The organism is Mesorhizobium sp. M1E.F.Ca.ET.041.01.1.1 (genome assembly GCF_003997355.1).
Lineage (GTDB): Bacteria > Pseudomonadota > Alphaproteobacteria > Rhizobiales > Rhizobiaceae > Mesorhizobium.
Genome location: NZ_RZSL01000928.1, coordinates 1 through 1,604, shown reverse-complemented (window position 1 = coordinate 1,604; position 1,604 = coordinate 1). Strand labels below are relative to the sequence as shown.

Here is a 1,604-nt window from a genome sequence, read left to right as displayed (position 1 = left end):
CTGTTCGAGCGCGCCAGGCAGCGTGTCCATCTCAACGCCGAGGGCAGGGCGTTCCTCGCCGAAGCGCGTGCGCTGCTTGCCAACGCCGCCCGGCTGGAAGAGCTCGGCCGCAACCTTGCCAGCGGCGCCGCCGGCAGCCTCGCCATCGGCTATGTCGAAGGCGCGGTGCATGCCGGGCTGGTCGCCGACATGCTGCGCGAATTCCGCCGCGAGCGGCCGGATTTCCATCTACAATTGAAGAGCCGCCGCACGGCGGCGCAATTCGAGGATCTGCGAAGCCGAGCGCTCGACCTTGGCTTCGTCTATGCCCCGGCGCCGAAGGGCGACCCGGATATCGAGAGCATGCTGGTGCGTCGCGAGCCGCTGGTTCTGGCGATACCCGAGGGCGATCCGCTTGCCGGTGTCGCCGACATCCGGCCCGGCCATCTCGACGGCCGCGTCTGGATCACCGTCGTGCGCCAGCCGGACGACACCAACCGCGCCCAGTTCCTGGCGGCCTGCATCGAGGCCGGCTTCGTACCCGAGATCGCCTATGAGACGGCCGACCCGTTGACCTCGCTCGGCCTGGTCAGCGCCGGCCTTGGCCTCGCCACCGTGCAGGAAAGCCTGCGCGACGCGGCGCCAGCCGGCATCGTCTTCCGCGACCTGCCCTGGTTCAAGCGCAGCGTTGAGATCCATCTCGCCTGGCGGCGGAATGACCGGAGGGCGGTGGTTGCGGATTTGAGGAGGGCATTAAGCAGTAGGCAGTAGGGCTGTGTCTCTATTGCCCACTGCCCAATCCTACTGCCTACATCTTGTCTATCACCGCCTGCACGCCTTCCGTCGGCGCGTCGACCGACGAACCCGCCACCATGATGGCGGCGACGATGGCCTCAGGGTCGTTGACCACCAGCGGCTTCACCCGATGCGCGGTGTGGATGAAGCCTTCCTCCGCCATGTGCTCGATCAGCGAAAGCATCGGGTCCCAGAAGCCTTTGACATTGGCGAAGACGATCGGCTTGCGGTGGTGGCCGAGCTGCGCCCAGGTCATGATTTCGACAATCTCCTCGACCGTGCCGATGCCGCCCGGCAGCGCCACAAAGGCGTCGGATTTTTCGAACATCCTATGCTTGCGCTCGTGCATGTTGTCGGTGATCAAAAGCTCGTCGAGCTTGTCGAGAGCGGTTTCCGTCGCCTCCCTGTTGATCAGGAAGCGCGGGATGATGCCGGTCACCTTGCCGCCGGCTTTCAGCGCCCCGTCGGCGACGGCGCCCATGATCCCCTTGGTGCCGCCGCCATAGATCAGGCGCAGGCCGGATTTCGCCAGCGAGCGGCCGAGCAGGTGGCCGGCCTTGACATAAGCCTCGTCGCGGCCCGGAGACGAACCGCAATAGACGCAGACGGATCGAATCGTGTTCATGGCGATGATTGGTGATGGGGACGGTCGGCGTGGTCAAGCCCATGGAGGGGCTTTTTCTTGTAGCACTTGATAAAACACGCTAGACCGGCGTTAGGTGGCTAAGGGGGCAGAAAAGATTATGGCTATCAGTGCTTCAAAGGCGTTTTTGTTCGCGGCGGGCGGCCTTGCCGTCGTCGCGGCGGTCGCCTACGGGTCGGGCGCGCTC

The 1,604-nt window shown here is 65.2% G+C and carries 2 protein-coding genes; one reads left to right on the top strand and one right to left on the bottom strand.

The window, feature by feature from the left end:
- Window positions 1-750: LysR family substrate-binding domain-containing protein (locus EOA38_RS35990; RefSeq protein WP_127301452.1), on the top strand; the 750-nt coding region annotated here is incomplete at its 5' end.
- Window positions 751-787: 37 nt separating this feature from the next.
- Here EOA38_RS35990 and EOA38_RS35985 read toward each other — a convergent pair.
- Window positions 788-1,399 carry a TIGR00730 family Rossman fold protein gene (locus tag EOA38_RS35985; protein ID WP_126094890.1) on the bottom strand — a complete coding sequence of 204 codons (612 nt, stop codon included), beginning with the start codon at window positions 1,397-1,399 and terminating at the stop codon, window positions 788-790.
- Window positions 1,400-1,604 lie beyond the last annotated feature (205 nt).